The 16,151-nt window shown below is 74.5% G+C and carries 15 protein-coding genes; 10 read left to right on the forward strand and 5 right to left on the reverse strand.

Translation table 11 applies throughout. From position 1 onward, the window contains the following. The first annotated feature begins 26 nt into the window (after nucleotides 1-26). The 3 genes from ACWDVG_RS08645 to ACWDVG_RS08655 all read left to right on the forward strand — a co-directional run bounded on the left by ACWDVG_RS08645 (nucleotide 27) and on the right by ACWDVG_RS08655 (nucleotide 4,273). A complete protein-coding gene (locus ACWDVG_RS08645; protein ID WP_451697838.1) occupies nucleotides 27-2,561 on the forward strand; it encodes a SpoIIE family protein phosphatase in 2,535 nt (844 codons plus the stop codon). Between the two features lie 48 nt (nucleotides 2,562-2,609). Next, entirely contained in the window at nucleotides 2,610-2,978 is a 369-nt protein-coding gene (locus ACWDVG_RS08650) for an STAS domain-containing protein (RefSeq protein ID WP_451697494.1), read from the forward strand. Between the two features lie 62 nt (nucleotides 2,979-3,040). After that, entirely contained in the window at nucleotides 3,041-4,273 is a 1,233-nt protein-coding gene (locus ACWDVG_RS08655) for a PP2C family protein-serine/threonine phosphatase (RefSeq protein ID WP_451697496.1), read from the forward strand. A gap of 132 nt (nucleotides 4,274-4,405) precedes the next feature. Here ACWDVG_RS08655 and ACWDVG_RS08660 read toward each other — a convergent pair whose 3' ends face one another. Next, complete coding sequence (locus ACWDVG_RS08660; protein WP_451697498.1) at nucleotides 4,406-4,921, reverse strand: MarR family winged helix-turn-helix transcriptional regulator; 516 nt, start codon at nucleotides 4,919-4,921, stop codon at nucleotides 4,406-4,408. Nucleotides 4,922-5,028: 107 nt separating this feature from the next. On the opposite strand from ACWDVG_RS08660, the gene ACWDVG_RS08665 reads away from it, so the two are divergent. Continuing rightward, nucleotides 5,029-6,258 carry a PP2C family protein-serine/threonine phosphatase gene (locus ACWDVG_RS08665; protein WP_451697500.1) on the forward strand — a complete coding sequence of 410 codons (1,230 nt, stop codon included), beginning with the start codon at nucleotides 5,029-5,031 and terminating at the stop codon, nucleotides 6,256-6,258. A gap of 97 nt (nucleotides 6,259-6,355) precedes the next feature. After that, the gene (locus tag ACWDVG_RS08670) at nucleotides 6,356-6,832 is read left to right on the forward strand and encodes an ATP-binding protein (protein ID WP_451697502.1); all 477 of its coding nucleotides are present in this window, start codon (nucleotides 6,356-6,358) and stop codon (nucleotides 6,830-6,832) included. 167 nt (nucleotides 6,833-6,999) lie between these two features. Here ACWDVG_RS08670 and ACWDVG_RS08675 read toward each other — a convergent pair whose 3' ends face one another. Continuing rightward, nucleotides 7,000-7,257: a WhiB family transcriptional regulator gene (locus ACWDVG_RS08675; RefSeq protein WP_451697504.1), complete on the reverse strand. Its 258-nt coding sequence runs from the start codon at nucleotides 7,255-7,257 to the stop codon at nucleotides 7,000-7,002. A gap of 191 nt (nucleotides 7,258-7,448) precedes the next feature. On the opposite strand from ACWDVG_RS08675, the gene ACWDVG_RS08680 reads away from it, so the two are divergent. From ACWDVG_RS08680 to ACWDVG_RS08695, 4 genes are all read left to right on the forward strand, one after another. After that, nucleotides 7,449-9,149 (forward strand): SpoIIE family protein phosphatase, encoded by a 1,701-nt coding sequence (locus tag ACWDVG_RS08680; protein WP_451697506.1) that lies wholly within the window; start codon nucleotides 7,449-7,451, stop codon nucleotides 9,147-9,149. After that, the gene (locus tag ACWDVG_RS08685; protein WP_451697508.1) at nucleotides 9,146-10,267 is read left to right on the forward strand and encodes a cobalamin B12-binding domain-containing protein; all 1,122 of its coding nucleotides are present in this window, start codon (nucleotides 9,146-9,148) and stop codon (nucleotides 10,265-10,267) included. Before ACWDVG_RS08680 ends, ACWDVG_RS08685 begins: the two co-directional genes overlap by 4 nt. Beyond that, a complete protein-coding gene (locus ACWDVG_RS08690; protein WP_451697510.1) occupies nucleotides 10,264-10,665 on the forward strand; it encodes an STAS domain-containing protein in 402 nt (133 codons plus the stop codon). Before ACWDVG_RS08685 ends, ACWDVG_RS08690 begins: the two co-directional genes overlap by 4 nt. Nucleotides 10,666-10,826: 161 nt before the next feature. After that, nucleotides 10,827-11,252 (forward strand): SsgA family sporulation/cell division regulator, encoded by a 426-nt coding sequence (locus ACWDVG_RS08695; protein ID WP_451697512.1) that lies wholly within the window; start codon nucleotides 10,827-10,829, stop codon nucleotides 11,250-11,252. A 99-nt stretch (nucleotides 11,253-11,351) separates the two neighbouring features. Here the strand turns inward: ACWDVG_RS08695 and ACWDVG_RS08700 are convergent, their stop codons facing one another. Beyond that, complete coding sequence (locus ACWDVG_RS08700) at nucleotides 11,352-11,774, reverse strand: ATP-binding protein (protein WP_451697514.1); 423 nt, start codon at nucleotides 11,772-11,774, stop codon at nucleotides 11,352-11,354. 250 nt (nucleotides 11,775-12,024) lie between these two features. On the opposite strand from ACWDVG_RS08700, the gene ACWDVG_RS08705 reads away from it, so the two are divergent. Next, entirely contained in the window at nucleotides 12,025-12,876 is an 852-nt protein-coding gene (locus ACWDVG_RS08705) for an RNA polymerase sigma factor SigF (protein WP_451697516.1), read from the forward strand. A gap of 57 nt (nucleotides 12,877-12,933) precedes the next feature. Here the strand turns inward: ACWDVG_RS08705 and ppk2 are convergent, their stop codons facing one another. Then, the gene (gene ppk2 / locus ACWDVG_RS08710) at nucleotides 12,934-13,878 is read right to left on the reverse strand and encodes a polyphosphate kinase 2 (RefSeq protein WP_451697840.1); all 945 of its coding nucleotides are present in this window, start codon (nucleotides 13,876-13,878) and stop codon (nucleotides 12,934-12,936) included. Between the two features lie 197 nt (nucleotides 13,879-14,075). After that, on the reverse strand, nucleotides 14,076-16,073 hold the full coding sequence (locus ACWDVG_RS08715) for a hypothetical protein (RefSeq protein ID WP_451697518.1): 1,998 nt from the start codon (nucleotides 16,071-16,073) through the stop codon (nucleotides 14,076-14,078). Nucleotides 16,074-16,151: the final 78 nt, after the last annotated feature.

Here is a 16,151-nt window from a genome sequence, read left to right on the forward strand (position 1 = left end):
CCCCCGGGACCCCCGGTGTAGACGAGCTGCCTGAGGCGCCCGCGCACCCGGGGGCGTCCGGAGCCTCCGAGGCGTCCGAGTCGCCGGAGGCCGCCGGTGCGGCCGAGCCCCCCGTCGCACCCCGTGCGTTCGACACCCCCGGCCTGCCCCACGCCTCCTGGGCGGCCGACGCCGTACCGCTCCCGGCTTCCGCCGAGGCCGGGGAGTGGGCGGCCGCCCGGGACGAGTTCGCCGACGGGCGGCTGGCCGCCACGGTGGAGCGGCTGCGCGGCGAGGTGCGTGCCGCGCACGCCGCGGCCGAGGGGCGGGCCCTGATCGAACTCGCCAAGGGCGTCATCGTCGAGCGCCTCGGCTGCGGCCCCGCCCAGGCGGCGCGGCAGCTCGCGGAACTCGCCGACCGGGCCGGGCTGTCCCGGCTGGAGTTCGCCGCGGAGATCATCAACCAGGCGGCCCGCGACCGGGTCGCCGAGGTCACGGACGAGTTCGTGCGGACCGCCGTCTCGGAGCCCGGCGCCACCGGGCCCACCGACTCGGTCGCCGTGCGGCTGCGCACCGCGGAGAGCGCGGTGCTGAGCGCGGGCGACACCCAGGCCGTCGCCGAGTCGCTCCTCACCCATGCCCTCGAACCCCTCGGCGCCGTCGCCGTGGCGATCTGGACCACCGGCCCTGACGCCTCGCTGAGCCTGCGCGGCCACGCCGGGTTCGGTCTCGACGAGGCGGCCCGCTGGCACTACGTACCCCCGGGCGTGACCACCGCGGCCCGCCAGGCCCTGACCGGCCGCCGCACCATCTGGTACTCCTCCCTCGCGGACGCCGGCATGCCGTCGATCGGCCGCGGGCGCCATCCCGAGGGCGGCCGCGTCGTCGTCCCCGCCGGGACCGGCGGCCGCATCCACGGCGTCCTGGAGATCTGCTGGCCCCGGCCGCTCGACCCCCAGCCGCAGGCCGTGGAGCGCCAGATCGAGGCCCTCGCGGAGCTCTGCGCGCACACCCTGGAGGCGCTGCCCGAGCACGCCTTCCCGGCGAGTTCCCTCGCCCCCGTCGGCGACGGGGCGCCGGAGCTGGCCGAACTCGCCGACGGGCTGTACGACCCCGCCCTCGTCCTGACCCCACACCTGGACGAGTCCGGAAGGCTCGCCGACTTCCGCATCCGGCACGCCAACGCGCAGTTCCGCGACCCGGCGGGCCGGCCGCGCGGCGCCGTCGTGGGAGCGCTGCTCCTGGAGGCGTACCCGGCGACGGCCGGCGAGAGCGAACTCTTCGACCGGATCGAGCGGGTCTACGCCACGGGCGAGCCGTTCCGCGCCAGCCGCACCCGGCTCACCGCCCTGGTGGACCAGGTGCCGCTCACCTCGCTCGCCGACATCAGCATCAGCCGGTGCGGCGCGAGCGTCCTGCTCATCTGGCGCGTCGAGGACGAGTCGGCCCGCCTCGCCAGCCTGCTCCAGCACGCCCAGCGGCTCGGCCGGGTCGGCGCCTTCGAGGAGGACCTCGTCACCGGGGAGATCACCTGGCACGGCCAGCTCTTCGAGTTGTTCGGCCTCCGGTCGACGGAGCCGCCGGTCGCCCTGCGCGACCTGGCCGCCCACGCCCATCCCGACGACGCCGACACCATCCGGCGCTTCCTCCAGACGGTGCTGCACCAGCGGCGGGTGAGCTCCACGGCCTTCCGCATGCTGCGCCACGACGGGGTCACGCGCCACATCCGGGTGACCGCCGAACCCGCCCTCGGCACCGACGGCGGCCTCCTGGCCGTCCGGGGCGCCTACCAGGACATCTCGGCGCAGCACTGGACGGAGGTCGCCCTCACCGCCACCCGCGACCGGCTGGCCGCCACGGAGGAGGAGGCCGAGGAACGCAACCGGCTCACCCTCCAGCTCCAGCACGCGATCATGCCGCCGGCCAAGCCGCCGCTCGACGCGCCCGGGCTCGACGTCGGCGTGCGCTACCGCCCGGCCGAGTCCGATTCCCTGGTCGGCGGTGACTGGTACGACGCCGTCGTGCTGCCGTCCAAGAAGGTGCTCGTGTGCGTCGGAGACGTCGCCGGGCACGGCGTGGAGGCCGCCACCGGGATGGTGGTCCTGCGCAACGCGCTGCGCGGCCTCGCCGTCACGGGCGCGGGGCCGGGACAGCTGCTGTCCTGGCTCAACAGCGTGGCCCACCACCTCACCGCCCACGTCACGGCCACCGCGGTCTGCGGCGTCTACGACCCCGAGAACCGCACGCTGCGCTGGGCCCGTGCGGGGCACCTCCCGCCGGTGCTCGTCCGGGGGGAAGAGGCCGTCGACCAGCCCCTCCTGCGCGGGCTGTTGCTGGGAGCGCTCGCCGAGGCCGAGTACGAGGAGGCCGAGCTCCGGCTCGAACCCGGCGACACCGTGCTGATGTACACCGACGGCCTGGTCGAGCGGCGGGACACCGCGGTCCACGACTCCGTCGCCCAACTGCTCACCGTCGCCCGGTTGCCGGCCGAGAGCCTCGAACGACGGCTGGACCAGCTGCTGGCGCGCAGCAAGTCGGACACGGACGACGACACCTGTGTGGTCGGCGTCCAGGTGTTCTGAGCCCGATCGTCCGTTCCACGACCCCCTCACCCCCCGAAAGCAGGGAACATGTCCGAGCAGGAACCGAACCTGGATGTCGACGTCGAGATCCGCGACGCCCGCACGGCGGTGCTGTCCGTCGGGGGCGAGCTCGACATGGAGACGGTCGGCCGTCTCGAAGACCACCTGAGGCAGCAGCTCGGTCAGGGGAGGCCCCACCTCGTCCTCGACCTGTCCGCCGTCGGCTTCATGGACTCCTCGGGTCTGAACGTTCTGATCAGGGCGGTCCACATGGCGCGGGAGAACGGCGGCGACCTCTATCTCGCCGCGCCGACCTCGGCGGTGCGACGCATCCTGGAGATCACCGGAGTGACGACGACGATGCCGCCGCACGACGGCGTGGCGGAGGCGCTGGCCGCGGCCGGCGGCGCGAGATAGCGACAGGGCCGGGCGGTCCCGGAGTACGGGACCGGGTCCAGGAAGGAAGGAAGAGCGAGACCGTGCACGAGATCGCCGACATCGAGCAGACGCTCCGGCGGGCGGCGCCCCACCAGCTGGTGAGCGTCGCGGAGGACGCCCTGCGCAGGCACTTCGGCGTCCTGCGGGTGGAACTCCGCCTGGCCGACTACGGTTTGCGGACGCTCCAGCTGGTCGAGCGTGCCTCCGGGGCGGAGCCGTCGGTCCCGATCCACGCCAGCCCGCAGGGACGTGCCTTCGGAGCCCAGGAGCCGTACGTCGCCCACGAGCCGCACGTCGCCAGGGAACCGCACGCCGCCCCCCAGTCGTCCACCGCCGACGGCTCCGAGGGCGCCGACGACTCCGAGCCGCTCCTGGTCCACCTTCCCGTCACCGTCCGCGGAGACCGGCTGGGCGTCCTGACGGTCGTGCTCGCTCCCGGGGCCGACCTCGGGTCCCTGCTGCCCGCGCTCGCCCAGGTCTGCGAGGCCCTCGGCCACGAGATCCTGGTGGCCGAGCGCGACACGGACCTGTACGTCCTCGCCCGGCGGGCGACCCGGCTCACGCTCGCGGCGGAGATGCAGTGGCAGCTGCTGCCCGGCCGTTCGTGCACGCGCCCCGAGTTCGCGCTCGCCGCCCATCTGGAGCCCGCGTACGCCATCTTCGGCGACAACTACGACTGGTCGGTCTCCGACGGCCGGCTGACCCTGACCGTCACCAACGGGATGGGGGAGGGCATCGAGGCCGCCCTCCTGACGAACCTCGCGATCAACGCGCTCCGCAACGCCCGCCGGGCCGGACTGGCCCTCGCCGACCAGGCCGCGCTGGCCGACCAGGCCGTGTACGCGCAGTACCGGGGCACGTCCTACGTGTCGGTGCTCCTGCTCAGCTTCGACCTGGCCACCGGCGAGGTGGAGGCCGTGGACGCCGGGTCGCCCCGCCTGTGGCGGCTGCGGGGCCACGAGGTGGAGCCCATGGGCTTCGACGCGCAGCTGCCGCTCGGCATGTTCGAGGACACCGTCTACGAACCCGAGCGGTTCACCGTGCGGCCGGGGGACCGGCTGCTGTTCGGCAGTGACGGCGTGTACGCGGCGGTCTCGCCGACCGGGGAGAGCTACGGGGACCGGGCGCTCGCCCGCGCGCTCCGGGGAACGCGCCTGCTGCCTCCCACGCTCGTACCGGAGGCGGTGCTGCGGGAACTCGCCGTCCACCACGGCAGCAGCCCGCTGGAGGACGACGCGCTCGTCGTCTGCCTCGACTGGCACGGAGCCGTGTGAACGCTTGCCGCGCGACAACTGTATCCTTGGGGCAACACCTGGCGAGTGCCCGGTACAAGGCGTCGACGTCGGCGAGAGGTGGCAATGAGGATTTGGGGTGGGCGCCCGGCGGCAGTCGGCGCCGCGGCGGGATCAGGCCGAGCTGACGTCCTTCAGTGGCGGCGTGTCGGGGCGTGACGCACCGGTCGGTCCGCTCCTCCCCACGGACTCGTGGAAGCCGGTGAGCCCCCGCAGCAGGGCTTTGCGGCTCGTCGGCGTCATGTCGGCGATGACCGCGAGCAGCGCCTCCTCGCGCTGGGCGCGCAGCTCCCGCAGGTACGCCTTGCCGTGGACCGTCAGGTGCAGCTCCAGCTGCCGCCTGCTCACGGGGCTCGGCAGGCGCTGGACGAAGCCCAGCGCCTCCAGCCGGTCGCACATGCGGCTCACCGACGGCGGCGCGGAGCCGAGCAGCTCACCGAGGGAGCGCAGGCTGATGCCCTCCTCGCGGTCCAGGCTGTACAGCACGCGCAGCTGACTCGCCGAGACCGGTGTCGCCGACACCATGTCCCGGCCGTGCTCCCACAGCACCTCCAGGAGCTCGATGAGTTCCCGGGCGGCCTCGGCCGTCCGCTGCGGTTCCCGCGGGGAAGGGGCGGGGTTGCTCTTCATGCCTGCCGACACTCCTCGGGCGTCCGGGGCCGAAGGCGTCGTCCTTGCGACGGACCGGTCATCTCCACATCTCTCCAGAAGGCGGTACGAATCCGGTGAATCGACACGTGACAGTGGATGGGGCACTGCGCGGGGCGGCACCACACCTTCTTCTGGACTCCCTCCGTACCAGCCTGGCGGACCTGTACGCCGCGGCCTCCGCCGACCTGCTGCTCATCGACTACGGATTCACGTCCCTACGCGCCGTGGAGCCCGTGCAGACACCTGCCGGGACGCCGTACGTGCCCGTGGACGCGGGCCCCGCCGGCCGCGTCTTCCGTACGCAGCAACCATATCTTTTCCGCGATGTCGGGCCCACGGCGACCGTTTACCTTCCCGTCACGGTCCGCGGCGAGCGCTTCGGCGTCCTCGTGGTCGTCCTGCCCGCGGACCGCGGAACGCCGGAGACCACCGCGAACCTCGCCCGGGTCGGCGAGACGGTCGGACACGCCCTGCGCGTCGCCGACCGCCACACGGACCTCTACCGCGTCACCCGCAGGGCGCACGCCCTCAGCCTCGCCGGGGAGATGCAGTGGGACACCCTGCGCGGCCGGGCCTGCGCCGGGCCGGCGTTCGACCTCCACGCCCACTGGGAGCCCGCGTACTCGTCGGGCGGGCACCTGCTCGACTGGAGCGTCACCGAGGACGAACTGCAGCTCGTCGTCGCCGACGGCGCGGGCCCCGGCACCCCGGCCGCCCTGGTGAGCACCCTCGCGCTGAACGCCCTGCGCAACGCCCGCCGGGCCGGACTGGACCTGGTGGGACAGGCCAGCCTCACCGACCAGGCGCTCTACGGGCAGTACCGGGGGAGCAGCCCGCTCTCCGCGCTGCTGCTCCGGATCGGCCTGCGCACCGGTGCGGTCGAGGTGGTCGACGCCGGGTCGCCGACGCTCTGGCGGACCCGTGACGCGGTGACCGAGCGCGTCGAACTGGACCGCCAGCTGCCCCTGGGCATGTTCGAGGACACCGTCTACGCCACCCAGCGCCTGCGCCTCCGGCGCGGCGACCGGCTGGTCTTCGTCGCCTCCGGCGCCGGAGAGCCGTCGGCCACCGCGGAACACGAGCGGGCCGACGGCCTTGTCGCCCGCGCCGTGGCCCGGGCCGGAGGCGTGAGCGGACCGGACGCCCCCGCGGCCGTCGTCCGGGCACTGCGGGGGACACCCCGTGACGCACCGGACGCCGTTCTCGTACTCTGTGTCGACTGGCGCGGCCACGAGAACCGGACGCCCGGTCCCGGGTGCGACCGAGAACCCGTTCCGCACCGCCGACGCTCCCCGGAGGGGCCGTCGGGGGTGTGATCCGTGGTGCGGACGGTGTGGGAACCCGGAAGAGGGGAAAGGCGGAGGGTGAGGTGCCCAGCCGTGCCGCCATCCGGACGAGGGGAGTACGAGCGCCATGACGGACGCGACCACCGTGGAGCGTGCCACACCGGACCCCCTGCTGTTCGCGAGTGCCGTGTACGACACCGCCCAGCACGGCGGCGCGGTCGGCGCTGCCCGCGCCTTCACGGCCGACTTCCTCGCGGCCGCCCCTTCCGTACGGGGACCGGTGGCCGACGAGCGCGTCGAACTGGCGCAGCTGGTGGTCAGCGAGCTGGTGACCAACGCGGTCCGGCACGCGGCCGGCTCCTGTCGACTGCTCCTGGAACTGCGGCGGGACACCCTGGACATCTCCGTCTTCGACGGCGAGGCCTCGGCCCCCGTACCCCGCGGGCACGACCCCCGCCGCATCGGGCAGCACGGCGTCGAGATCGTCCTCGCCGTCTGCGAGAGCCTGACCGTGGAGCCCGCCCCGGAGGGGAAGCGGGTCCGCGCGTCCCTCTCCCTCCTCCCGGAGCGCGCGGCGCAGCCGGGCGACCGGCGGCCGCGCTGACCCGCCGGGACGCGCCGAGCCGCCGGCCCACCGTGAGACACCGGAACGTCGTGAGCCACCGGCCCGCCGTGAGACACCAGCCCCCCGCACGACCCCGGGACGCGCGTCCGCCGGAGTCCGCCGGCCCGTCGGCGTACCGAGGACCGGGGAAGCGGCCCGGCAGGCCCTCACCGCCGTTCGTCGGCCGCGCGGCGCCGACGACGCCGCAGCGCACTCCGCTCCGCCTCCGTGAGACCGCCCCACACCCCCATCGGAGGATGGGACTCCGCCATGGCCCAGCCCAGGCACCTCTCCCGCACCGGGCACCTCCGGCACACCTTCTTCGCCTCCTCGGCCTGGGCCAGGGCCGGGGATCCGACCCCGACCGGAAAGAACAGTTCGGGATCGACCTCCCGGCAAGCCGCCGCCGCGCGCCAGTCGTCCATGTGAGCCTCCTGTCAGGCGAGTTGGGATTCGCGTACCTGTTCGCCTCACCGCTCGACCGGGCTCGAAACCCGGCTGGCCGACCCGGCTCCGGCGGATCCTCGCTTGATGTGTGGCGCGCCTTGAGGAAGGGTGGACGGACGAGCTGTCGTCGACCGGGAAGGTGGCGGTCCACGAAGAGCGGGCCACGCATATGACTGCTTTCGAAGACGAGTCCGGCTTCGGCCGGGCCACCGCACGGGCCACCGGCACCTCCTGGCTCCGCTCACCCCATCCCGCGCTCGTGGCCGACCGCGAGGGCGGCGTGGTGGAGTTCAACGCCGCCGCCGCCGCACTCTTTCCCGGCATGCGCGTCGGCAGGTGGCTGGACGAGGTCGTCCCGCGATGGCTGGCCGACGCACACCGACACCTGGCCCGACCGGCCCACCCGGCCCGCACGCCGTCCGTCGCGTCCGTCCCGGCCGCCGCGCCGGCAGGGCCGCCCCCGCTGCGGGGACGTCACGACGGCCGCCTCCTGCGGGCCCACCCCACCGAGTCCGGCGCGGGGGACGTGGCCTGGTGGCTCGTCGACGACTCCGAGCTGACCGCCGCCGAGGACGCCCTGCGGACCGAGCAGGAGCGCACCGCCCTCCTGGCGGAAGCGTCCACGCAACTGCTGGCCTCGCTGAACCCGGACCGGTGCCTGGAGAAGGCGGCCCTGCTCGCCGCGGCCCACCTCGGCGACGCGGCGCTCGTGATCTCCCCGCCCGTACGGAACCGCTATCCCGTGGTCACCGCCGTCGGGGACGGCTTCGTCCGGAGCCAGGTCGCGATGGACCCGGCGACCGTGCCCGGCCTGTCCGAGGCCCTCCAGGGCTTCCCGCCGGTGCCCGCCCGCTGGATCGACCCGGCCGACCTGCCCGACTGGGCCGTCCCCGAGGACTTCGAGGGAACCCCCGGGTCCGTCGCCATCACCCCGCTGCCCGGACACGGTGTGCCCGCCGGGGTCCTGATCCTGCTCCGGCGGAGCGGGCGGCGGGCCTTCGACGCCTCGGAGGAGCTCTTCGCCCGGCTGTTCGCCGCCCGCGCCGGGGCCGCCCTGTCGGCCGCGCGCCTCTACGCGGAACAGGCGCGCATCACCCGCGCGCTGATCGCCGAACTCCTCCCGCCGCAGCTCCACCACGTGCGGGGGGTCGACTTCGCGGGCGGCTACCGGACCGCCCAGGACACGGAGCGGATCGGCGGCGACTTCTACGACGTGCACCCGGGCACCGACGCCGACCAGGAGACGCTGGCCGTCCTCGGCGACGTGTGCGGCAAGGGCCTCGACGCCGCCGTCCTCACGGGCCGGATCCGCAGCACCGTACAGGCACTGCTGCCCCTCGCCGCCGACCACCAGCACGTCCTGAAGATGCTCAACGGAGCCCTCCTGACCACCCGTCACACCCGCTTCGCGACCCTCGTCCTGGCCTCCGTACGACGGTCGGGCGGCCAGGTGCGGCTGCGTCTGACCAGCGCCGGCCACCCGCCCCCGCTGATCCTGCGCGCCACGGGAGAGGTGACCGCGGCGGACACCAGGGGAACCCTGGTGGGCGCGCTCCCCGACGTGACCTCCCGGACCGCGACCGTGCACCTGGCGCCCGGTGAGACGTGCCTGCTCTACACGGACGGGATCACGGAGGCCAGGGGCGGGCCGCTCGGCTCGTCCATGTTCGGCGAGGACCGGCTCCGGGCCGCACTCGCCGAGTGCGTCGGCCTCCCGGCCGAAGCCGTCGTCGAGCGCATGCAGATGATCGCCGGCAACTGGGTGGGCGACGGCGCGCACGACGACATGGCGGTCGTCGCCATCACCGCGCCGCACGGCACCCATCTGTCGGCGGTGAACGGCCACACCCGGGGCAGGTACACCGCATGAGCACCCGGACCACGACGCCCGCCGTCGACCTCGCCCCCGTCCGCAGCCGGCTGTGGGCGGCGCTCGGCGAGAGGGACGAGGCGGCGGCGGCCGCGGCGGTCCTCGACGCCCACGCCGCGGGCGCCCCGACCGAGGACCTCCTGCTCGACGTGATCGGTGCCGTGCAGGCCAGGGTCGGCGCGGAATGGGCCGCCGGCCGCCTCGGGGTCGCCCAGGAGCACGCCGCGACGGCCATCCAGGACCGCGTCGTCGCCGCCCTCGCCCGCCAGGCCCCGGGGCGGCGGACCTCCGGCCGGCCGGGCGCGGACCCGGAGGGCGGGACGGCCCCCCGGCGCGTCACCGTGGCCTGCGTCGACGGCGAGTGGCACGCCCTGCCGGCCCGGCTCCTCGCCGAGGTCCTGCGCGGCCGCGGCTTCCACGTCGACTACCTCGGCGCGAACGTCCCCACCCCGCACCTCGTCGCGCATCTGCACCAGACCGGCACGGACGTCCTCGCCCTGTCGTCCTCGCTGCCGGTCCGGCTCCCGACGGCCCACGCCGCCGTCACCGCCGTCCAGGCCATCGGACTCCCGGTCCTCGTCGGCGGAGCCGCGTTCGGCCCCGAAGGCAGATACGCCCGCCTGCTCGGCGCCGACGGGTGGGCACCCGACGCCCGCGCCGCCGCCTCCCTCCTCGTGGAGGGCCCACGGCGCCCGGACGAGCCCCTGCCGGCGCCCACCGGCGACCTGCCCCATCTCGCCGACCAGGAGTACACCCTGGTCACCCGCGCCAGAACCCGGCTCGTCCGCCAGGTCCTCGCGGGTCTTGAGGACGAGGTCCCGGCCATGGCCGCGTACACCGACCGGCAGCGGGAACGCACCGCCGAGGACATCGCCCACATCGTCGACTTCCTCGCCGCCTCCCTCTACGTCGACGACGCCGAGCTGTTCACCGGCTTCGTCACCTGGACCGCCGGAATCCTCCGGGCCCGCGGTGTCGCGGACGACGCCCTGGCCACCGCGCTCGGCCTCCTGGCAGACGTGCAGCACGACTTCCCCCGCGCACGGGCCCACCTCGCCGCCGGCCGCCGCGCCCTCACCCCCGTACCAGCCCCACCGGCCCCCGGACCCCACTCATGAGCACATCCGACAGCACCTTCGCGTGCCGGGCCGTCGCCCTGATGGACGGCGTCCTGCGCGTCGACCTCGCGGGCGACCTCGCCTGGGACACCACCGACGAACTCCTGGACGTGGTCCGCGACCACCTCGACCCGGGGTCCGGACCCTCCGAGATCCGCCTCGACCTCGCCCGCCTGACCCTGTGCGACTCCACGGGCCTCTCCGCCCTGCTGGCCCTCCACCGGCTCGCCGCGGCGGCAGGAGCACGGCTGCACCTCGACCGCAGGCCGCCCTTCCTCGACCGGCTGCTCACGCTCACCGGCACGCACGAGCACCTGACGGGCCGTTCCGAGACGGCCGGGCCCGACGGCGACACCCCGAGCGGCGCGGCGGAGAACCCCTGGCACCCCACGCCCTGACGGGCCCGGCACCCCGCCCCGTTGACGACCTCCCCACGATCTTCGCGAAACCGTGGCACCATCCCCGCATCCGACTGGCGGACGAGAGGTGTAACAGGGACGGGACGGGTCAAGCGGACACCGCACCCGCTCGCCGTACGTCCCCTCAGCCGGAGGACCTCATGCCCCAGCAGCCCGTCGCGCCGCTCCCCGCCCCGCGCGCCCTCACCCAGCCCCTGGCCATGGAACTGCTCGCCCCGGACGTGGTGGTCCCGATGGACACCACCGTCGGCTACAACTCCCGCGACCCGCACGCCCTGAGCTTCGCCTTCCACCTTCCGGGCGACGAGCCCGTCGTGTGGCGCGTCGACCGGGAGATGGTCATCACCGGATCACTGCACCCCACCGGCGACGGAGACGTCCAGGTGCGGCCCGCCCCCGGCGGCAAGCTCCTCCTCCGGCTCGGGCTGACCGGGAACTGCGCCACCATCCGCTGCGAGCAGGAGGCCCTCACCCGCTTCGTCCGCGACACCTTCGTCCTCGTCCCGCAGGGGACGGAGGAGCGCCACATCGACTGGCGGCCGCTGCTCGCCTCCCTGCGGCGTTGAGGAGCGGCGCGCGAGCAGTGGTACGGGGGGTCCGCGACGCGCGCGCCCCCCGTACGGGTCACCCGCCCCGGGCCGCTCGTCCCTCAGCTCGTACGTCCCTCAGCTCGTTGCTCCGGGGCAGGACGGCCGGAAGCAGGCGGTGACGTCCTTGCCCCGCGGGCAGGGACGGGTCCGCACGTCGTCGGCGAGGGCGTCGATCAGGAAGAGGCCGCGTCCGCCCGTCGAGCTCTCGTCGGGGCTTCGTTGCTCGGGAATCCGCCGCGACGCGTCGTGCACGGTGACGTGCAGGCACTCCTCGTCCCAGGTGAGGATGAGCTGTGCGTCGCTGTGGGCGTGGACGTGGGCGTTGGTGACCATCTCGGACACGGCCAGCACCACGGAGTCCGCCGTGCTCGGCGCGGTACGGTCCCAGCCGAGCGCCGCGAGGTGCTCGCGCGTCCAGTCCCTGGCCGTCTTCACACTGCTGCCGAGGGGCAGCGACCGTGCCCAGCCGACGGCCTTCATCGAGGGATCCCGTGCCATGACTCTCCTTCGGACGACCACGTGGTCGTCTTCCTTCTGCCCGGAGACGCCAGGGCAAACCGGGCGATTCTCAGTCTAATCATCCCGATATGCGGGCTATGGAGGACTGCTGACCGTCCCTCAGACCGACCCGCTCGACCGCTCGCGAGAAATTCTCGAAATTCATCGGTGTGGACAGGAGAACTCCGGGTACGCGGGCTCTCAAGGGGCCAAGCAGGTCGGCCCGGGAGCCACGTGAAAGGGGAATGGTGTGACCGTCACCACGATGTCGGACACGGGAGTCGAGGCCGGAACGGTGACCCTGCCGGCGATCCCGGACACGCTGGCGGTCGCGCCGAAGGACGCGAGGGCGCTGTCCAAGGTCTTCTTCCAGAAGCTCGCGGAGCTGGAGGAGGGGACGCACGAGTACCAGTACGCGCGCAACACCCTCATCGAGATGAACATGAGCCTGGTCCGCTACGCGGCCGGGCGGTTCCGCCACCGCGCCGACGAGATGGAGGACATCGTCCAGGTCGGCATGATCGGCCTGATCAAGGCGATCGACCGGTTCGAGCTCTCGCGTGAGGTCGAGTTCACCACCTTCGCCGTCCCGTACATCGTCGGCGAGATCAAGAGGTTCTTCCGGGACACCTCGTGGGCGGTGCACGTGCCCCGCCGACTCCAGGAGGCCCGGGTGGAACTGGCCAAGGCGACCGAGGAGCTGAGCACGCGCCTCGGCCGGATGCCGACGGTCAAGGAGCTCGCCGAGCTGATGAGCCTCACCGAGGAGGAGGTCGTCGAGGCGCGACTCGCCTCCAACGGCTACAACTCCTCCTCGCTGGACGCCGCGCTCGGCGGTGACGACGACGACAGCGAGGCCTCGCTCGCGGACTTCATCGGCCACGAGGACCCCGCCATGGCACTGGTCGACGACTTCCACTCCCTGGCCCCGCTCATCGCCGACCTCGACGAGCGCGACCGGACGATCATCCACCTCCGGTTCGTCGAGGAACTCACCCAGGCCCAGATCGGGGAGCGCCTCGGCTGCTCCCAGATGCACGTGTCCCGGCTGCTCGCGCGCACCATGAAGCGCCTGCGCGCCGGTCTCGTCGAGACCGACTGAACCGCCCCCGCACGAGAGCACCGAGCCCCCCGCCCCGTAGCCGGCCCGACGGCCCCGCTACGAGACGGGGGGCTCGGGCTTGGGGTGAAGACCGGGGCCCAGCGAGGGGCCGGCCAGCGGGGTGGGCGAGAGGGCGGCGGGCTCCTCCCCGTACTCCAGCAGGGTGTCGGCGGCGCCCACGATCAGCGGGTCGGGACGGCCGACGGCCTCCCCGTCCTTGCGGTCGTAGTCGATCCGCCACAGCAGGCTGCGGATGGCCTCCAGGCGGCCGCGCCGCTTGTCGTTGCTCTTGACCACCGTCCACGGGGCGTGGTCGGTGTCGGTGGCCCGGAACATCTCGACCTTCGCCGCCGTGTACGCGTCCCACAGGTCCAGCGAGGCCAGGTCGGTGGGCGAGAGCTTCCACTGCCGCACCGGGTCGACCTGGCGGATCGCGAAGCGGGTGCGCTGCTCGGCCCTGGAGACCGAGAACCAGAACTTGACCAGCAGGATCCCGTCCTCCACGAGCATGGCCTCGAAGGCCGGGCACTGCCGCAGGAACAGCTCGTACTGCTCCGGGGTGCAGAACCCCATGACCTTCTCCACGCCGGCCCGGTTGTACCAGGAGCGGTCGAAGAAGACGATCTCGCCGGCGGCCGGCAGGTGGGCGACGTACCGCTGGAAGTACCACTGCCCCGTCTCGCGCTCGGTCGGCTTGTCCAGCGCGACGATCCGCGCCCCACGCGGGTTGAGCCGCTCGGTGAACCGCTGGATGGTGCCGCCCTTGCCCGCCGCGTCGCGTCCCTCGCAGATCACCACCAGCCGGGCGCCGCTCTCCTTCACCCAGCGCTGGAGCTTGAGCAGCTCTATCTGCAGGATCCGTTTGGTCCGCTCGTACTCCGCGCGGCGGATCTTGCGCTGGTACGGATAGTTCTCCTGCCACGTCCGGATCGGCGCGCCGGAGGCGTCGAGCAGCACGGGCTGCTCGGGCCGTCGGGCGTCCACGCTGAGCCCCGTCAGCAGGTCCTCGGGTTCTGTCCGCGGCGATTCCCGCGCGTCCGCGTCCTGCGCGTTCGCGTTCTCCGCGTCCTTCTCCGCGTTCCCGTCCTGCGTCGCGTTCACGTCCTGCTCGTTCACGCCCCGCGCCTACCCCACCGGACCGCCCTCATGACTCGACCGGGCGCACACCTTCCGCGGCCGTCGCCCGATCAACCGCCCGATCAGCCGCCGCCCGCCGCCGAGCGGGCCGTCCACGCGGTCGCGGACGAGCCGTCCGCCAGCCGTCCCGTGAGCGTCACCGGCCCCGGCGCCGTCACCTTCGCGGCGAGCAGGCGGCCCCGCGCAGACGCGGTCACGGCGCCGTCGGCGGTGACGCCCACGACGCGCCGACTGCCCGCCGCCAGGAAGTAGCGCGTCCCACCGGGCGCGGACCACGTGGTCCCGGCGAGGACGTCCTGACCGAACCGGCCACAGGCGGCCGTGGAGCGCACGGACGCGACCGGCAGGACCCGCCCGGCCGCCTCCAGGGTGACGTCCGCCCGCCCCCGGCCGTCCCAGGTGTCGGCCCGGGAGCAGACCCACAGCCCGCGTCCCGTGCGCTCGGGCAGCGGCTGCGCGGCGAACTCCCAGCGGTTGACCGAGCGGACACCGCCGTCCCGGAGCCCCGCAAGGGAGCAGGCCGAGGCGGACCAGGCCGCGAGGCCCGCGGGGCCGGTGGCCTCGCGCGGACCGCGGGCCGGGACCCCGGGGGCGGGCAGGGGCGTCCAGGTCAGATGGGCGGGGACGAGCCCGCCCAGATCGACGACGAGGAAGGCGTGGTCCTCCACGATCCGCGTGGACGAGCGCAGCTGGAGGACCCGCACCCCGCCGCAGGACCCGGCGGCCTCGGCCCCGGAGCCGACGCCGACGCCGGGGCCCGGGCCGCCGGACGCCGTGGCGGACGTCGGCCCCGGGTCCGCCACCGGATCGGTCGTCCCGTCCGGCGCGACCCGGAGGGAACGTACGGCCGCGGCCGGAGCACGGAGGTCCCGCACCCCGGCCTCCGCGATCCACGGCGCCAGCAGATAGCGGGTCCGGTCGCCCGCGCGCGCGAGGACGACGGCCGCCGCGGTCGTGACGTCGCCGTCGTCGGCCCGGGTCTCCACGAGGGACGGCCGCCCCCGCCCCCCGCCCGGCTCGGTGTAGCGGACGAGCGTCCGGCCGGTGTGCAGCAGGACGACGGCGGAGCCGTCCACCGTGCCCGCGTACAGCAGCGCCGGGGGCCCGGACGCGGCCACCCGGGGCGCGCCACCGGCCCACCTGGTCAGCGCCCGCCGCAGCAGTGCCCCGTCGGAGGTGCGGTCGCCCCGGGCGGGCCAGGCCGTGAAGTCGACGCGCGAGGTGTCGGCCCACTGGTCGGCGGGGACGCGCACGGGCACCACGTCCTCCTGGATCCCGGACGACGCGGGACGCGCGGCCGGGGCGAGCGCCCGGTCCAGGCCGAGGCCGCCCACGACGGTTCCGGCGAGGAGCACCGCGGCACCGGAGAGCGCGGCGGTCCGGACGCGGCGGCGACGGCGCAGCAGGTCGGTGGGACGCAGGTGCACGGTGCAGGGATCGAACTCCGGCCGCCGCAGCAGCTCGGCGACATCGGGCCCGGCGGCAGCCCGGAGCCGTTCGGCCTCGGCCAGCACCTGTTCGGGAGCCGCGACGCCGACGGCGTCGAGCAGGGCGAGGACGCGCGTTCGCGCGAGGCCCTCCAGGGCCGTCAGCGCGAGGGCCGCACGGGTCGCGGGGGCCGCCGCCGCGAGCACGCGGTCCAGCGCGAGCTCGTCCGTGCCACCGGCCCGGGGGAAGACGCGCAGGCCGAGCGCCTTGGGCAGGGCCGCTCCCCATGACACGCGGAGCGGCGGCCGCAGCGCGGCGCGTACGACGCGGAAGCGCAGCCAGTCGTGGGCCGACGGTTCCGCCTCCCGCAGCGGCGGCTCCGCCGGGCCGGACCGCCGCGGGCTCCCGACGACGCCACCGCCGGTACGGGAGAGGCCGCGCTGGACGACGGCGTGGGCGGCGAGGACCCGCCGGTGGCGGCCGAGCTCCGGCGGCAGGACCAGGTGCGCCAGCCGTACGAGGGCGGGATAGTGCTCGACGAGGGCCGCCTCGGCCGCGTCACGGGAGGGCGTCCGCGGGGAGGGTATGGAGGCCGTGGGGTCGAGCGGAGGATTCGTCCGAGGCAACTGCATACAAGGGAAACGACCCTGCCCGGGACGGCGTCACCTCGCAACCCTGACCGAAGCCGCCCCCTCCGGGGGGGCGGTCGG

Source organism: Streptomyces sp. NPDC003327, assembly GCF_053589515.1.

What these genes read in the sequence shown, in the direction of transcription:
- ACWDVG_RS08715 (WP_451697518.1), bottom strand. Translation starts at nt 16,073, where the DNA reads ATGCAGTTGCCTCGGACGAATCCTCCGCTCGACCCCACGGCCTCCATA.
- ACWDVG_RS08695 (WP_451697512.1), top strand. Translation starts at nt 10,827, where the DNA reads ATGCCCCAGCAGCCCGTCGCGCCGCTCCCCGCCCCGCGCGCCCTCACC.
- ACWDVG_RS08675 (WP_451697504.1), bottom strand. Translation starts at nt 7,257, where the DNA reads ATGGACGACTGGCGCGCGGCGGCGGCTTGCCGGGAGGTCGATCCCGAA.
- ACWDVG_RS08685 (WP_451697508.1), top strand. Translation starts at nt 9,146, where the DNA reads ATGAGCACCCGGACCACGACGCCCGCCGTCGACCTCGCCCCCGTCCGC.
- ACWDVG_RS08660 (WP_451697498.1), bottom strand. Translation starts at nt 4,921, where the DNA reads ATGAAGAGCAACCCCGCCCCTTCCCCGCGGGAACCGCAGCGGACGGCC.
- ACWDVG_RS08690 (WP_451697510.1), top strand. Translation starts at nt 10,264, where the DNA reads ATGAGCACATCCGACAGCACCTTCGCGTGCCGGGCCGTCGCCCTGATG.
- ACWDVG_RS08700 (WP_451697514.1), bottom strand. Translation starts at nt 11,774, where the DNA reads ATGGCACGGGATCCCTCGATGAAGGCCGTCGGCTGGGCACGGTCGCTG.
- ACWDVG_RS08670 (WP_451697502.1), top strand. Translation starts at nt 6,356, where the DNA reads ATGACGGACGCGACCACCGTGGAGCGTGCCACACCGGACCCCCTGCTG.
- ACWDVG_RS08650 (WP_451697494.1), top strand. Translation starts at nt 2,610, where the DNA reads ATGTCCGAGCAGGAACCGAACCTGGATGTCGACGTCGAGATCCGCGAC.
- ACWDVG_RS08680 (WP_451697506.1), top strand. Translation starts at nt 7,449, where the DNA reads ATGACTGCTTTCGAAGACGAGTCCGGCTTCGGCCGGGCCACCGCACGG.